Origin of the sequence: Streptococcus sp. 27098_8_134, from assembly GCF_041431675.1 — a bacterium.
GTDB lineage: Bacteria > Bacillota > Bacilli > Lactobacillales > Streptococcaceae > Streptococcus > Streptococcus sanguinis_R.
Map to the genome: position 1 here is coordinate 334,260 of NZ_JAPVYD010000001.1, position 14,615 is coordinate 348,874.

Annotated in this window: 15 protein-coding genes; 3 read left to right on the forward strand and 12 right to left on the reverse strand. The window is 43.1% G+C overall.

What is annotated here, in order from left to right:
• Nucleotides 1-37 precede the first annotated feature (37 nt).
• Nucleotides 38-1,393 carry a DUF1958 domain-containing protein gene (locus O3620_RS01515; protein WP_002919393.1) on the reverse strand — a complete coding sequence of 452 codons (1,356 nt, stop codon included), beginning with the start codon at nt 1,391-1,393 and terminating at the stop codon, nt 38-40.
• Nucleotides 1,394-1,543: 150 nt separating this feature from the next.
• Complete coding sequence (locus tag O3620_RS01520) at nt 1,544-2,251, reverse strand: glucosamine-6-phosphate deaminase (protein WP_371601348.1); 708 nt, start codon at nt 2,249-2,251, stop codon at nt 1,544-1,546.
• 134 nt (nt 2,252-2,385) lie between these two features.
• On the opposite strand from O3620_RS01520, the gene O3620_RS01525 reads away from it, so the two are divergent.
• From O3620_RS01525 to O3620_RS01535, 3 genes are read left to right on the forward strand one after another with little or no spacing between them, the layout of a single operon-like run.
• Entirely contained in the window at nt 2,386-2,565 is a 180-nt protein-coding gene (locus O3620_RS01525) for a hypothetical protein (RefSeq protein ID WP_002897949.1), read from the forward strand.
• A gap of 9 nt (nt 2,566-2,574) precedes the next feature.
• Entirely contained in the window at nt 2,575-3,603 is a 1,029-nt protein-coding gene (queA, locus tag O3620_RS01530) for a tRNA preQ1(34) S-adenosylmethionine ribosyltransferase-isomerase QueA (RefSeq protein ID WP_002919395.1), read from the forward strand.
• Between the two features lie 16 nt (nt 3,604-3,619).
• Nucleotides 3,620-4,090: an arginine repressor gene (locus O3620_RS01535; protein WP_002896068.1), complete on the forward strand. Its 471-nt coding sequence runs from the start codon at nt 3,620-3,622 to the stop codon at nt 4,088-4,090.
• A 138-nt stretch (nt 4,091-4,228) separates the two neighbouring features.
• Here the strand turns inward: O3620_RS01535 and O3620_RS01540 are convergent, their stop codons facing one another.
• The 10 genes from O3620_RS01540 to O3620_RS01585 form a co-directional block, all read right to left on the reverse strand.
• Nucleotides 4,229-5,566, reverse strand: a complete 1,338-nt coding sequence (locus tag O3620_RS01540; RefSeq protein ID WP_002919396.1) for a dipeptidase — start codon at nt 5,564-5,566, stop codon at nt 4,229-4,231.
• Between the two features lie 21 nt (nt 5,567-5,587).
• Nucleotides 5,588-7,099 carry a YfcC family protein gene (locus O3620_RS01545; RefSeq protein WP_223323362.1) on the reverse strand — a complete coding sequence of 504 codons (1,512 nt, stop codon included), beginning with the start codon at nt 7,097-7,099 and terminating at the stop codon, nt 5,588-5,590.
• Nucleotides 7,100-7,303: 204 nt separating this feature from the next.
• On the reverse strand, nt 7,304-8,251 hold the full coding sequence (gene arcC / locus O3620_RS01550; RefSeq protein WP_371601349.1) for a carbamate kinase: 948 nt from the start codon (nt 8,249-8,251) through the stop codon (nt 7,304-7,306).
• 166 nt (nt 8,252-8,417) lie between these two features.
• Nucleotides 8,418-9,434, reverse strand: coding sequence for an ornithine carbamoyltransferase (gene argF, locus O3620_RS01555; RefSeq protein WP_002897953.1), 1,017 nt, complete (start codon nt 9,432-9,434; stop codon nt 8,418-8,420).
• Between the two features lie 50 nt (nt 9,435-9,484).
• Nucleotides 9,485-10,714, reverse strand: coding sequence for an arginine deiminase (gene arcA, locus O3620_RS01560; RefSeq protein ID WP_002919399.1), 1,230 nt, complete (start codon nt 10,712-10,714; stop codon nt 9,485-9,487).
• 290 nt (nt 10,715-11,004) lie between these two features.
• The gene (locus O3620_RS01565; protein WP_371601350.1) at nt 11,005-11,691 is read right to left on the reverse strand and encodes a Crp/Fnr family transcriptional regulator; all 687 of its coding nucleotides are present in this window, start codon (nt 11,689-11,691) and stop codon (nt 11,005-11,007) included.
• A 47-nt stretch (nt 11,692-11,738) separates the two neighbouring features.
• The gene (locus O3620_RS01570) at nt 11,739-12,236 is read right to left on the reverse strand and encodes a DUF1648 domain-containing protein (protein ID WP_371601351.1); all 498 of its coding nucleotides are present in this window, start codon (nt 12,234-12,236) and stop codon (nt 11,739-11,741) included.
• Nucleotides 12,223-12,504 carry an autorepressor SdpR family transcription factor gene (locus O3620_RS01575; RefSeq protein WP_002900829.1) on the reverse strand — a complete coding sequence of 94 codons (282 nt, stop codon included), beginning with the start codon at nt 12,502-12,504 and terminating at the stop codon, nt 12,223-12,225. The genes O3620_RS01570 and O3620_RS01575 overlap by 14 nt, the downstream gene beginning before the upstream one ends.
• Nucleotides 12,494-13,270, reverse strand: a complete 777-nt coding sequence (locus O3620_RS01580; RefSeq protein WP_032908860.1) for a YhfC family intramembrane metalloprotease — start codon at nt 13,268-13,270, stop codon at nt 12,494-12,496. Before O3620_RS01580 ends, O3620_RS01575 begins: the two co-directional genes overlap by 11 nt.
• A gap of 131 nt (nt 13,271-13,401) precedes the next feature.
• Nucleotides 13,402-14,481, reverse strand: coding sequence for a serine hydrolase (locus tag O3620_RS01585; RefSeq protein WP_282184977.1), 1,080 nt, complete (start codon nt 14,479-14,481; stop codon nt 13,402-13,404).
• Nucleotides 14,482-14,615 lie beyond the last annotated feature (134 nt).

A 14,615-nucleotide genomic window follows, 5' to 3' on the forward strand; every position in this document is an offset into this window, starting at 1 on the left:
AAGTCATTCCGTTCGTATGTGACAGAGGACATTCCCTTTATTCAACATCTGTATTTCTACGACGTTCCTGCTTTGCAGCCTTGCGTTTTTGGCGACTGTGGTATTCAAAGTACAGAATAATCAACAGGATGCCAACAGGCAACAGAATTAACATCTTATCGCTGAAGAACACACCATACCAAGGCTTGCTTTCCGACTTGCTGCCAGTCACATTTTCAATAGCCTGAGCAACTGGATTCTCAACTTTCTCGACTTTCATTTCATCAGAGATCTTGCTAGACAAGGTCTTCAAGCCATTTTCAGCCTTGAGAACATTGTTTTCAACCTTGACTTTAGGCTCGGTTCCCTTTTTAACAGTAGCGTAGAAATCCTCAGGCAGCTTATACTTCTGTCCATCAATCTCCTGCTCACCCTTGGATAAGAGTTTTTTGTACTCATAATCCGCATAAGCCTTCTCAATCAAAGCATTACCAAAAGGATGGCGATAATACTCACCGTCTTGGTCAGACCAGTCACCGACTCCCATAATCACAGCAATCATGCGCTGATCGCCACGCTTAATGGTCGCGATATAGTTGAAAGCACCGTTAGGACTAGAGCCTGTCTTCATACCATCTACGCCCTTGAGTGCGTATTTAGCACCCGGCAGGGAGTAATTATAGGTTTCAAAGGTCTCCTCGTAAGGAGTTCCAGCTTTAACCGTAACCTTGGCTTTATTAGTATAGTTTAGAATCTCAGGATGGTGATTGACAAAATTGTAAGCCAGAATCGCCAAATCACGGGCTGTTGTCTGATTGCTGGCATAATTATCGTAGTTTTGGGGGTTATAATAGCCCTTAAAAGAAACCGCTGCTGCACCGCTGGCATTGAACCACTTGGTATTCGTCATGCCCAGCTCTTGAGCCTTGGCATTCATCCGATCCAAGAAAGCATCTGGATCATTATCCGATAAATAATTGGCCAGCATGACGGTTGTCGCATTGGATGACGGCACGATTGTCATGGTAATCAGCTCAGATACGGTATAGTCCACACCAGCAACAATTTTATTATTAGAAATTTCATAAATATTAGCGGTAGCCTGATCCTGAGGTGTAGCTGTAATGACCGTCTTTTCGCTGATTTTTCCTTCTTTAATCGCTTCAAAGACCAAGTAAAGCGTCATGAGCTTACTCATGCTGGCTGGGTCACGCACCTCATCAACATTATCCTCCCAGACAACATCACCTGTACTGCCATCAATAACGAGAGAAGACTTGGGACGATTAATCGCCTGAACATTATCATGCGGATACATCTTTTTAGCCATATCCACCAATTCATCAGCCCTAGCAGCTAGTGGCGCTAAAGAGGTCAGGAACGCAATTCCCAATAACAAAAGCTTTTTCTTCACAGGATCCTCCAAAGAACAATTATACCTATCTAGTATATCATATTTTACGCAAAGTTAACCATAAATCTAAAAATCCTACCTAAAAAATAGATAGGAAATTAAGAGACTTTTATCTGGCAAAACCAGTTTTATAGCAATAGCATTAAAATCTTAGTGATTTAACAAGCTAAGCGCTTCCTTATCAGCAATAATCACAACATCTGGATGCTTCTGGAGAGCACTGCCAGGCAGCTCCTCCGTCACCTCACCCTCAACAGTCCCTGCTATAGCCTTGGCCTTAGCTGAACCGTAAGCAAAGAGAATGATGGACTTAGCATTGAGAATGTTGCCAATCCCCATGGAAATGGCCTGAGTCGGAACATCTTCCATCTTGTCGAAGAATCGAGCATTGGACTGAATGGTGGACGGTGTCAAATCCACTAAGTGAGTCTGGCTGTCAAAACTAGTTCCCGGCTCATTAAAGCCGATATGGCCATTCGTACCAATTCCCAAAATCTGCAAATCAGCTGGATGCTCTGTAAGAAGCTGATTGTACCGCGCCACTTCTGCTTCTAAATCTTTCGCTGCGCCATTAGGCAGGAAGCTTTCCTTAAAAGGCTTTTGTTTAAAGAGGTGCTGGTTCATGAAATAGCGATAAGACTGAGGATCGTCCTCCTGCAAACCGACATATTCATCCAGATTAACACTGAACATCTCTGAGAAATCAAGGTCGCTCTCAACAATCTGCTTGTAAAATCCTTCTGGGCTGCTACCTGTAGCTAAGCCTAAAGTTTTCGCCCCCTGAGCTAGCTTTTCTTTGAGCAGTTCGAAAGCCACTTTGCCACCCTCTACTTGGTTTTCCACTTGAATAATTTTCATTTTCTACCTCCACTTCTGTTCTTAATTTTATTATATGGTATAGACCAATTTTTGTCAAGAAAAAGTATGCAAAATAGACATACTTTTTAGTCATGCTCGCTTCCTTTTGCAGCAAATCGTGTTATAATAGAAACATGTTTTTACTGATTGTTTTATTGATTTTATTTTTAGTCGGAGTCTTACTCTGCAGCTTGAGTTTCCTCATGAAAAAACAACCAGGCTGGCAGATTGTAAGTTTGATTTTGGGCGGCTTGCTTACAGCTAGTCCCTTCCTACTCGCTGCCTATCTACTCTGGCTGATGAAAACAATATAAGGAGATACGATGAATACCGCTGATTTTGATTTTGACTTGCCCGAAGAGCTGATTGCACAGACGCCTTTAGAGAAAAGGGATGCTTCCCGCTTGCTAGTGGTTGATAAAGAAACGGGAGCCTTCTCCGACCAGCACTTTGACCAGATTATTGATCAGCTCCAGCCCGGCGATGCCCTAGTGATGAATAATACGCGTGTCCTGCCTGCCCGCCTTTATGGTATCAAGCCTGAGACAGGGGGCCATGTCGAGCTGCTGCTGCTGAAAAATACTCAAGGAGATGACTGGGAAGTGCTAGCCAAGCCAGCCAAGCGCCTCAGAGTAGGTGCTCAGATTTCCTTTGGTGATGGACGCTTAACTGCTACTGTGGTAGAGGAGCTTGACCATGGCGGCCGAATTGTGCGCTTTGCCTACGAAGGGATTTTCTTAGAAGTCTTGGAAAGTTTGGGAGAAATGCCGCTTCCGCCTTATATCCACGAAAAACTGGCAGACCGCGAACGCTACCAGACTGTCTATGCTAAAGAAAACGGCTCTGCTGCTGCGCCAACTGCTGGACTTCATTTCACAGAAGAGCTGCTGGAGCAGATTGCAGCCAAGGGAGTCAAGCTGGTCTATCTCACCCTTCATGTCGGACTGGGAACTTTCCGACCGGTTTCAGTGGACAGTTTAGATGATCACGAGATGCACTCCGAGTTTTACAGTCTGTCCGAGGAAGCTGCCCAGACACTTCGTCAGGTTAAGGCTAATGGCGGACGTGTCATTGCAGTCGGAACGACATCTATCCGCACCTTGGAGACAATTGGCAGTAAATTTCAGGGTCAGATTCAGGCTGACTCTGGCTGGACCAATATTTTTATCAAGCCGGGATACGATTGGAAGGTCGTTGATGCTTTTTCAACCAACTTCCACCTGCCCAAGTCAACTCTGGTCATGTTAGTCTCTGCCTTTGCCGGACGTTCCTTAACACTTGAAGCTTATGAGCATGCCATTGCTGAGCGCTATCGCTTCTTCAGCTTTGGTGATGCCATGTTTATCAAATAACTATAGGTGAAAATTTATGAATAAAATTGAAAGCAGACATCGTCTCATCCGCTCCTTAATCATGGAAAAGAAAATCCATACCCAGCAAGAACTCCAGGAGCATCTGGAAGCCAACGGCGTCATTGTAACCCAGTCCACTCTTTCACGAGATATGAAAGCACTCAATCTGGTCAAGGTTAGTGAAAACGATACTTCCTACTATATCATCAACAGCATTGCACCATCCCGTTGGGAAAAACGCCTCCGTTTCTATATGGAGGATGCTTTAGTCATGCTGCGACCAGTTCAAAATCAAGTCGTCATGAAAACCCTGCCTGGGTTGGCCCAGTCTTTCGGTGCAATCTTAGACGCCTTAGAGCTGCCGCAGATTGTTGCTACTGTCTGTGGTGATGACGTCTGTCTGATTATCTGCGAGGATGATCAAGGGGCCCTTGACTGCTTTGAGAAGCTCAAAGAATTCACCCCACCATTCTTCTTTAGTAAATAAAAGCTGAGACAACATTGCCTCAGCTTTTTCTATTTACCATTTTTCCTCAATGAAACCCATTAGCAAATCAGAAAGCCATACTTGACTAGAGTAGAGCAAGACCGATAAGATTTTAAAGTTTTTTCAAAAAGTCAGCATTTAAGGTGTTGTAGCCAAACGATAAACGGCTTCCGCGTAAATATCCATTGCCCGATACAGATCATCTAAGCGCAATCGTTCATTGACCTGATGCTCTGTCTGATCAGCTCCCGGAAAGAGAGCGCCGAAAGCAACACAGTTAGGCATAGTACGAGCAAAGGTCGCTCCACCCGAAGACATAGCTGGACTGTCGTCTCCTGTTTTTTCCTGATAAATTGCCATCAGAGTGCTGACCAACTCGCTGTCCAAAGGTACGTATAGCGGAGCCAAGTAATCAAACTCCTGATAGGTCAGCCCGTATTGACTGGCTATTTCTGCCAGCTTTTCAACCAACTTGTCCTTGTCTGCCAAGACCGGAATTCGCATGTCAATCCGAATCTCAGAGCGGTCAGAGGTTAACGTCAGACCGGCAACATTAAAGGAAAGAAAGCCTGTCGGTTCATCAGACACAGGCCCGAAGAGATGGCTGCCTGTCGCATCTTCACCAACCGCCTGAGCCAGAAAGGCAAGAGCTGGATGAGAATCCAAGGGCTGCAAGACCTTGGCTAGGCGAATAATGGCATTGACTCCTTGGGCGGCATCCTTGGCGTGCTTGGGCAAGCCGATAACCGTCACTTCTTCTGACGTTCGCTCATATTCATAGCCTAAATCTTCCAGTCCAGTGACGACCGATTCCAGTAGGCTGCCCGAATAGGAAGCCTTGGCAGGAACGACATTAAAAGCTTGACCAGCTTCGAGCTCTATAGTATCAGAGCCCGGCCCTTCCAGCTTGAGCTGCAGAAGCCCCTTCTCAGCATAGGTCAAAGGGAAGGAAGAGTCTGGCGCAAAGCCAAGTGTAGCCTGCTCTTCTAGTTGGTTATACCTGCCTATACAGCGCCAAAGCGTCTCCTCATCTGTACCAAAGATAAAGCGAACCCGCTTTTTAAATTCCACTCCGCTGTCTAGCAATGCCTTTACAGCATAAAGAGCAGCCATAGAAGGTCCCTTGTCATCCTGCACCCCACGACCAAAAATCCAGCCATTCTTGATAGTGGCTTCAAAGGGAGGCGTCTGCCAGTCCGACTCATCACCTGATGGAACAACATCCAAATGACAGAGAACGGCCAGGAGCTGAGCTCCATGACCGATTTCTGCATATCCGTAATAACCTTTAGGGTCGAGGTAGGTTGTAAAACCTAGCCCTCGACAGATTTCTAAAGTTTTTTCTAGGACATCTTGGATAGCTTGTCCAAAAGGTGTTCCATTTTGACCTTCATTTAGCACTGAAGGATAAGAAACGATTGTTTTCAAAGATTCAAGAAAATCTTCTTTAATCTCTTCCGTTATAAAATTTTTCATGGAATCACCTCAGCTTCTAGCTTATAGGAACGGTAAGAAAGTTCCTAGGAGTAAGAGACCAATACTGATAGCAATGATAGCTACAATCAGCTTGCCGATAAATTTCCACCAAGTACCGATATTGATACGTCCGAGTGCCAAAGCTCCCATAACGATACCAGAAGTTGGTGCAACCAGATTCAGCACACCTGAAGCAGATTGATAAGCTGTGATGATCAAGCTAGCCTTGACATTGACAAATTCTCCCAAAGGAGCCATGATTCCCATAGTCGCACTGGCCAGACCTGATGATGATGGGATAAGGAAGGACATCGGCAGGTAGAAAATGTAAGTCAAGACGATAAATACTTGTGATGATAGACCGCTGAGTCCTTGTTTACCCCAATTGAGGATAGTGTCTGTAATCATACCATCATTCATGATAACTTGGATACCACGGGCGATTGCTACGATTAGAGCTACGCTAAGCAGATCAGCTGCACCGTTCATAAAGGCAGAGATAATCTTGTCTTCCTTGAGACCGTACACAACACCAATCAGGATTCCCATGAAGGCAAAGAGCATCGCTCCTTCTGGGAAGTACCAAGTACCCAGTGCAGAAGTAGATGAACCAATAATCTTACCGAGTACTGGAAGACCTGTCAGCCAGGTATTGACATCCTTAAAGATAGTAATACCGAGATCTGTCCAAGGAATGAAACTCAATACCATAATGACAAATGTCATGATGAACAGGAATAGAACTGTTCTTTGTTTTTTGCTCAGAGTTGACTCAACAGATGAAGAAGTTTCAACGTTAAAGTGTTTCAGATCTTCTTCGCGAGTGCTGTAAACCAATGACTTGGTCGGATCCTTTTGAATCTTATCTGCATAGCGGTAAACAAACCAAGTGCTGAGAGCAGTCAGAATAACCAAGAAGATGAGACGAAGGACAATCCCTTCACCAGTTCCAACACCAGCAGTCTCTGAAGCGATAACAGTTGCAAATGGATTTAGCGTAGAAGCCAAACATCCGATTTGCGAACCAAGCAATATGATAGCCACCCCAGTCAGACTGTCAAAACCAACCGCCATCATCACTGGTACCAAAAGCGGATAGAAGGCCATGGTTTCCTCACCCATACCATAGGTAGTACCACCAAGGGCAAAGAGAGGCATCAAGACAACAATCAGCATCTTTTCGCGGCCCTTATACTTCTTAACGATAGAGGCAATTCCCACATCCAAAGCACCAGTTTCGTTAACAACACCAAGGAAACCACCCACCATGAGGATGAAGAAGGCAACATCAATGGCTGCGCTTGTCTCCTTAATCAAGGATCCTTCCTCAGGATGCGTGCCCAGCATAGCACGAATCGGTGCCATCAGGACATCCCAAATTCCTTGTGGATTTTGTGGCTGAGGCTGATAAACACCTTTTACAAAAGCCCCAGCTGGGATAATCCAAGTCAGCACTGCCATAATGGCAATGATTATCAACAATACGGTGTAAGATGAAGGCATCTTAAACCCTTTTTTTGTTTTTTCACTCATTTGTTTTTCCTCCTAAACGTTTTTTACGAGGTTACAAACCTGCATTTCCCTGCATGAGTAAACAAGAAAACGCTTACTTTGTTTTTATTTTACCATATTAACATTGAAAAAGCCAGTATTTTTGAAAATAATCAAAGATTTTCAAGAAAAGATTTCCATCGGCAATAGAGATTACTTACTATCGCTTTTCAGTCAATTCTATGCCTAGCCTTTTTCAATAATCGTGCCGCTCTCAGACTCAATCAGAGCACCAAGATTTTCCAGAGATGTGATAACTGCTTTACCTTCTGGACGGCCATTGACAAAGGCAATAGCTGCTTCTACTTTTGGAAGCATGCTGCCTGGTGCAAATTGTTCTTGCTTGATGTATTCTTCCAATTGAGCAACATTCACATGCTCCAATTTTGCTTGGTCTGGTTTGTTGTAGTTAACAAAGACATAGTCCACACCAGTCAAGACGATGAAGAGGTCTGCATCAACCAACTCCGCTAAGCGTTGAGAAGCAAAGTCCTTGTCAATAACAGCTTCAATACCAGTAAGATGGCCATTGTCTTCCTTGACGACAGGAATCCCGCCGCCGCCCGCAGCCACTACTACTTGACCTTGATTCAAAAGCGTACGGATCGTTTCAATTTCCTTGATATCCACTGGTTTTGGTGAAGCAACAACCTTGCGCCAACCACGGCCAGCATCCTCTTTGAAAGTCGCTCCGCTCTTTTCAGCTTCCGCTTTTGCTTCTTCCTCTGAGTAGAAAGGACCGATTGGCTTGCTGAGGTTGACAAAGGCTGGATCGTTCTTATCCACCACTACTTGCGTCACAACAGAAACAACATTCTTTTCGATACCTTCATCCAAGAGAGCATTTTGCAAGGCATTTTGCAGCCAGAAGCCGATACTGCCTTCTGTCATAGCCACAAGAGAGTCTAGTGGGAAAGCAGGATTCTTCTCAGAGTTCGCTGCCAACTGTTGCAGCAGCAAATTCCCTACCTGTGGACCATTTCCATGGGTAATGATAAGATCATCCCCGTTTTTTATCAATTTTACCAAATGTTTAGCAGTTTCCATCAAGGCTTCCTGCTGTGCTTTCGCTGATGGGTCAGATGAAAGGATGGCATTTCCTCCCAAGGCTACAACGATTTTACGATTTGACATTAAATTCTCCTTAAATGCGCTCTAATGAATGCGCTTCCAATTTATTTTAGTAGATTTTTTAATTTTCAATAAGAAAATGAGCTTTCCTTATCATATAAAAGAGGGCCAGACTAAAGCTATTAGTCGCAGCCCTCATAGCTGTTGGTAGACGGTTTCTTAGGTAAGATTATACTTTTGGAATGTAGAGGTTCCCAAGAGTTGCAGCCATAACCGCTTTGATTGTGTGCATACGGTTTTCTGCTTGGTCAAAATGACGAGCATATTTGCTGCGGAAGACTTCGTCTGTTACTTCCATTTCCTCTACGCCGAATTTTTCAGCGACATCTTTACCGTAAACAGTATTTGTATCGTGGAATGCTGGTAAGCAGTGCAAGAAAATCAAGTTTTCATTATCAGCTTTCTTCACCAAATCCATATTAACTTGGTAAGGTTTGAGGAGGGCAACGCGTTCTGCAAACTTATCTTCTTCACCCATAGATACCCAAACGTCTGTGTAAAGTACGTCTGCACCTTTAACTGCTTCGTCAGCATCTTCTGTGATGAGGATATGTGCGCCGCTTTCTTTCGCAAAGCCTTCTGCCAATTCAACGATTTCTTTTTCTGGGAAGAGTTCTTTTGGTGAGAAGATGTGAACGTTGACGCCAAGTATAGCTCCTGTTACCAGCAAGCTGTTGGCAACATTGTTACGTCCATCACCACAGTATACCAATGTCAAACCTTCCAGGCGGCCAAAATTTTCTTGAACTGTCAAGTAGTCAGCCAACATTTGAGTTGGATGCCATTCGTCAGTCAGACCATTCCAAACTGGAACACCTGAGAATTCTGCTAATTCTTCTACCATGCGTTGGCTGAAGCCACGGAATTCAATCCCGTCAAACATACGGCCCAAAACTTTAGCAGTATCTTCTGTAGATTCTTTCTTGCCAAGCTGGATATCGTTAGCACCAAGGTATTCTGGATGTGCTCCTAGGTCAATAGCTGCTGTTGTAAACGCTGCACGAGTACGAGTAGATGTTTTTTCAAACAAGAGAGCGATATTCTTGCCAGCAAGATAGTGGTGTTGAATATTGCGTTTTTTCAAATCTTTCAAGTGAGCTGAAAGACCGATAAGGTATTCTAACTCAGCACGGCTAAAATCTTTTTCTGCTAAGAAGCTACGTCCTTGGAATACTGAATGTGTCATTCTATTATTTCCTCTTTCTATTCTTTGAGTATCAGTAAAATACTGGATTCCTAAATTTCTTCACGTTCAAATGGCATAGACATACAGCGTGGTCCACCACGACCGCGAACCAATTCACTTCCGCGGATCTTAATCAAACGCAAGCCGTATTCTTCCAAAATCTTGTTAGTAACTGTATTGCGGTCATAAACCACTACCACACCAGGTGCGATGGTCAAGGTGTTAGAACCGTCATTCCACTGCTCACGCGCAGCAGCTACGATATTGCCACCGCCACAGCGAATCAGGTGAACTTTTTCTACACCAAGGTTTTCTGCCAAGATTTCTGCCAACTCACCTTTTTCTTCAACAATCTTAAGTTTGTCATCAACATAAGTTACAGAGTAAACGCGAAGATCGCCTTCGATTTCTGGGTGAATCGTAAATTTGTCGTAGTCAACCATAGTGAAGACAGTGTCTAAGTGCATGAACTTACGGTTGTTGGCAAATTCAAAGGCCAAAACTTTCTTGAAGCCAACATTTTTCTTGAAGATATTGACCAAGAGTTTTTCGATAGAAGCTGCGTCTGTACGTTGTGAAATACCAACCGCCAGCACATCTTTTGAAAGAACCAGTTCGTCCCCACCTTCGATACGTGTATCTTCTTCACGATTGTATACCAAATCTACTTTTCCACCATATACTGGGTGGTATTTGAAGATGTATTTACCGTAGAGAGTTTCACGATTACGAGTATCCGCATACATGTGGTTAAGCGATACTGCATTACCAATCGTAGCAAACGGGTCACGTGTGAAGTAAAGGTTTGGCATTGGATCAATAGCGAATGGATAATCAGATTCTACCAAGTCCGTCAAGCCTTTTGCTTCTTCAGGAATTTCTGGTAATTCAACTTTTTGAACCCCTGCCATTGTTTTTTCAACCAACTCTTGGTTGTCTTTGATACCATGGAGCAGTTCGCGAATAGCCTTCTTGGTTTCACGGCCGCGAATATTCGCTTCTTCCAGATATTCTTCGATGAATTGCTCACGAATTTCTGGAGAAGTCAGTGACTCAGCAGCCAACTGCTCAAGATAGAGAACCTCAACTCCTTCATTGCGAAGCGCTTGAGCAAAGTTGTCATGTTCTTTTTGTGCATCTTCCAAGAAAGGAATGTCGTCAAAAAGAAGACGTTCCAAATAGTCCGGCTGCAAGTTTTCCAACTCCTTGCCAGGACGGTGCAACATAACTTTTTTCAGTTTTCCAATTTCTGAGAAAACATGAATTGGATGTGTAGACATCTACTATCCTCCTTTTTCTTTGCGGTTTAGGTTTTCCTAAGCCCGTTTACATGTACTATTCTAGCATTTAATGTTACCGCTTTCAATAAAAAACTTACATTGCAAATGCCAAATCCTTTGCTTTTTTTCGTAGATATGTTTATAATATTCTTTTTTAAAGCGTTTTCTTTGGGTATTTTATGGGTTATATTACTTTTGTGAATATTTATTTTTTCAAAGAAAATCAGTAAATGGTTAATATTAGAATATTTTGAACTTATCTGTCCAAAAAAGAAGCCAATCAAAATAGATCAGCTTCCAGCAAGGTATTTCATGAAATATTCTTTATCCTTAAAAGTTAATTTTTTATGCTCATATTCAATCCGACCTTCATCCAAGAGCTTTTTCAGAACTTGATTGACCGTTTCCCGGGTCGTGGCTCCTAGCTTTGCCAACTCTTTCATACTGATAGGAAATGGCAGGCCGTCTCTCTCCTTGCACAAATCCATGCAGAGCAGTGATAGAGACTGGATAACACGCTCACTGGCACTGGCCGCTACGACATTTCGCAATCTCAATTCCTGAAATTCCAAGATTTGCGATAGCCGCTTGGTAATGAACAACAGCTGGTCCACACTCTTCTTAGAATATTCTTCAAACAAATCGATAGGAATAGAGAAATATTCGACATTGGTGACAGCGCTGGCAGAGTAATGATAGCGTTCATCAAAAAACATTCCTCCATATGGGAAAACACTGTTTTTCTTGACATAATCCATATAAGAAAATGTGTCTGTCGAATCATACTGCTCAATCCGCACATAGCCTTGAGACAAGAGGAAAAGACGCTCACGACGATCCCCCGCAAAAAAGATAATTTGTCCTTTAGGAATCTTACGATACTGAATCTCTACAGCCAATTTATCGAAAAGCTCCACTGGCAGATTGACAAAGGCAGGGTGCTGCCGGATAAATTGATAATGCTCCTTGGTAATCATGATAACCCTTTTATTTGATACTTGATACCATTATAGCATAAATCCGCTTACAAATAGAAAATGCTGGCTGTAAAAGTAAGAAATCCTAACAAAACAAAGAGGTATGCCCATTTTCTATTTATGGGCTCTCTGTCAGCCTGTACTTTTTTGGGCAAATAATTGCCCACAATTATGAAAACCAAAGCAACCACCATCGCTGCTGTTTTACGGATATCAAATTCCTCATTTAAACCCCGATAAATGGTAGCTAGATACAGCGAAACAAAGGTAAAAGGAAATATCCAGCGAATAAGGTGCTTAAAGGTTCTATTTAAGATATCTTTAGCAACAGTAGACCAATAAATCATAACTTCTAGTAGCATCATGACAATTGGAAAAGCCGAAACTACTAAAAACTTAGGTAAAAAAGCATTTCCTTTTCCAGATAAGTCAAAGTGAATAGCCAAGTTTTCTGGTAATGTTTGATAGACCCAGATGGCATATAAAACTGGCAAGAGCATGACGCCAAGCGCCCAACCTAATTCTTGTAAACTATTTTTTTTCATTTTCGTTTCCTCCTCCAAGAGATTGAAACCAAGCAAGAATTTCTTCAAAAACAGTTACATCTAAGCTGTAATAAATAAAGTTCTTCTGCTTTTCTTCTATGAGCAGACCGGCTTTCTTTAGCTGAGAGAGGTGGTAGGATACCGTCGCAGGAGTCAGCTCAAAAGCTTGAGCAATTTCCCCAGCAGACTTCGGACCATGCTTGAGCATTTCCAGAATCCCCCTTCGAACTGGGTCAGCTAGAGCTTTAAGCGTTTGACTAATCCCCATGATTAGACCTTTCTTTCAGGTAAACTTTCAAGATTTTCTTGGTCAGAAAGACTAGCGCCACTACTTCTACCAAGAGCAGGGCTTCAACTGCAAGCGGCGGAAGAACGCCTACCTGAGCCAGAGCAGGCGCTAAGTCAATCAGGGCGTGAAGTCCCAGAGCGGCTAAAAAATACACTGGAGCCTTCTCCTTGACCGCCTTCCAAACCCAGAAAGTCAGCAAAATTTGGATGAGAATAGCCAAGATCCGCTCAAGAGCCAAAAGATAGATGCTGCCAGCGCTCATGGAGCGGACATTGTCAATAACTGCTTGAGGAATTTGAGCCAGCGTCTGGGCATTCCCCTGAGTCACTACTTGAGCTATAACCCAAAAGTTTAAGAGACTGACAATACCAACAAACAAAGCCTCAATACCACCATGCCCCAAGCCATAGGCTATACCATCCCTAAAGGTCAGTGGGCGCTTCTTCTGCAGCCAGTAAAAGATGACCCAGCGGGCTGTTTCTTCAAAAATAGCTGCCGCAGCAATACCATAAAGGACATATAGCCAAGGATTTTCCGTCCGCAAAGCGATAGTCCCATCAGCCTGAGGTTGTAAGACGATACGGTGCAAGATATTTTCCAGAACCTGACTAGACAGATAAAAGCCAACTCCCCCTAAAAGGAAGACTAATAGAGAAATGTGCTTGGTCTTTTTAAAATAAACCAAAGGAACAAGGACTGCTCCTAAAATAAGCAGCATAGCAATCAAGATATGAATGGAAATCATCGTTTTTCTCCTGAACTGTTTAGATTTTTTTCTAAATAGATTATACATCTTTCCTTTCTTTCTGTCAAATCTATTTTGGTTTTTTTCTAAATAGCTATCAAAAAATCTAGCCTGTCTAGACTAGATTGCTCTTAGTTCATATTAACCCGATGCCATTCATTGATGACGTAGGCTAACTGACCAACTTGCTCAATTCCGACACCACTGATCTCATCACTGGCCTCGGTGCTACCACCTAAATAAGCCGTATAGAGAGCTATAATATAGGGCTTCTCTTCCATAACTAATGCATCCACATTGAGCGCCTCACGAACATATCCAGGCTTTTGATAGATGGTAATGTCACGCAGATAGCGCTTATAGTATTCACCTGGGAAAGATTCGCCAATATAATAAAGGATATCCTTGTACTTTTCCTGATTTTTAGACAAATACTCAAGGACCTGAATATAGTAGTCCGTCGTGGTCTTATTATTCTCACGGCTGATCGTCTTAATATCAGCCTTGGACTGACCGTAGCGACTAAACATATCATAGGCCTTTTCCATGCCGCCTAGACGCTCTGCTAAAGCGTAGGCTGGAGTATTTTCAGAATAAACCAAGGAATATTCCTGCATGTCTGATATGCTCATAGCACCGTTGAAAGCACCGACATAGTTATCATGCTCGCCCCTATATTCATAGTTTGTATTGGTAATATCAAACCGCTCGTCCATAGAAAGTTTGCCGGCAGCAACCTCGTCTACTACCAGCATATTGAGAGGAAGCTTGTAAGTCGATCCTGCAGTCATAGGCTGGGTGTCATTCATGGCAAAGGTCTTGCCAGTCGTCAAATCCTTATATGAAAATGCAACCTGGGAGGGTTCAATTCCCATTTCAGTCATATAAGCCTGAATGACCTGAGTCAAATCCAAATTTGCATAGTCAAATCGCAGCCCCAAAGCATCCATAGTCGGGCCGTCCGCCTCCATGACCTTCTGCTTCTCCTCTGGACTTTTCTCAACAGGCTTCGGCTTTTCTTCAACTAGTTTGGAATCAGGCTTGACTTTCTCTTCTTCCTGTTCTTGCTCGCCAGACTTTGCAAGTTGGGCAGCCTCTTGTGCTTTCTTTTCAATAGCCTTATTTCGTTGGGTTATAAAAAGGAAGATGAAGCCCAGCAGACAAAGACAAGAAAGGACAGCTACGATAATCGTTACAATTTTTTTACTCAAAACATTTCTCCTAGCATTTGTATTATAAAAAATTATGAGGAAAATAACAAGTGAAACCCAGAAAAAAGGCATTTTAAGCATCAAAAAAGGCAAATCATTAATCGATTCGCCTTTTTATCTATTGAAACTGCCTG

Excerpts from the sequence above, each read along its gene's own strand:
- queA (WP_002919395.1), top strand. The coding sequence starts at position 2,575 with ATGAATACCGCTGATTTTGATTTTGACTTGCCCGAAGAGCTGATTGCA.
- O3620_RS01565 (WP_371601350.1), bottom strand. The coding sequence starts at position 11,691 with ATGATTACCAAGGAGCATTATCAATTTATCCGGCAGCACCCTGCCTTT.
- O3620_RS01540 (WP_002919396.1), bottom strand. The coding sequence starts at position 5,566 with ATGAAAAATTTTATAACGGAAGAGATTAAAGAAGATTTTCTTGAATCT.
- O3620_RS01575 (WP_002900829.1), bottom strand. The coding sequence starts at position 12,504 with ATGGGGATTAGTCAAACGCTTAAAGCTCTAGCTGACCCAGTTCGAAGG.
- O3620_RS01525 (WP_002897949.1), top strand. The coding sequence starts at position 2,386 with ATGTTTTTACTGATTGTTTTATTGATTTTATTTTTAGTCGGAGTCTTA.
- O3620_RS01535 (WP_002896068.1), top strand. The coding sequence starts at position 3,620 with ATGAATAAAATTGAAAGCAGACATCGTCTCATCCGCTCCTTAATCATG.
- argF (WP_002897953.1), bottom strand. The coding sequence starts at position 9,434 with ATGACACATTCAGTATTCCAAGGACGTAGCTTCTTAGCAGAAAAAGAT.
- O3620_RS01580 (WP_032908860.1), bottom strand. The coding sequence starts at position 13,270 with ATGATTTCCATTCATATCTTGATTGCTATGCTGCTTATTTTAGGAGCA.
- O3620_RS01520 (WP_371601348.1), bottom strand. The coding sequence starts at position 2,251 with ATGAAAATTATTCAAGTGGAAAACCAAGTAGAGGGTGGCAAAGTGGCT.
- O3620_RS01545 (WP_223323362.1), bottom strand. The coding sequence starts at position 7,099 with ATGAGTGAAAAAACAAAAAAAGGGTTTAAGATGCCTTCATCTTACACC.
- O3620_RS01570 (WP_371601351.1), bottom strand. The coding sequence starts at position 12,236 with ATGAAAAAAAATAGTTTACAAGAATTAGGTTGGGCGCTTGGCGTCATG.
- arcA (WP_002919399.1), bottom strand. The coding sequence starts at position 10,714 with ATGTCTACACATCCAATTCATGTTTTCTCAGAAATTGGAAAACTGAAA.
- arcC (WP_371601349.1), bottom strand. The coding sequence starts at position 8,251 with ATGTCAAATCGTAAAATCGTTGTAGCCTTGGGAGGAAATGCCATCCTT.